General features: G+C 60.5%; 1 protein-coding gene. It reads right to left on the reverse strand.

Going from position 1 to position 403, the window contains the following annotated elements; genetic code table 11:
- The coding region (locus ON34_RS28640; RefSeq protein ID WP_040785370.1) for an IS256 family transposase at positions 1-403 on the reverse strand (403 nt) is incomplete at both ends.

Below are 403 nucleotides of genomic sequence, written 5' to 3' on the forward strand. Positions count from 1 at the left end.
GGTAACCCTTTGAGGCCGTCGCAGACCAGGAAGAACACGTCTTTTACCCCGCGGTTGCGGATGTCGGTGAGCACGCTCATCCAGAACTTCGCGCCTTCGCCGCCGGTGCCGGCCCACAACCCGAGGATGTCCTTCTCGCCAGTGACGCTGACTCCGATCGCGGCGTAGATCGGCCGGTTGGCGACCTGACCGTCTCGGACCTTTACCATGATCGCATCGATGAAGACGGCCACATAAACCTCATCCAGCGGCCGGCTGACCCATTCCTGCATCTCGGCGACCACTTTGTCGGTGATACGAGAAACGGTCTCCTTCGACACCGACGCGCCATAGATCTCGGCGAAGTGCGTCGAGATCTCCCCGGTGGTCAACCCTTTGGCATACAGCGACAGCACGATCTCAT

It is taken from the genome of Nocardia pneumoniae NBRC 100136 (assembly GCF_000308755.1).
In the GTDB taxonomy this organism is placed as follows: domain Bacteria; phylum Actinomycetota; class Actinomycetes; order Mycobacteriales; family Mycobacteriaceae; genus Nocardia; species Nocardia pneumoniae.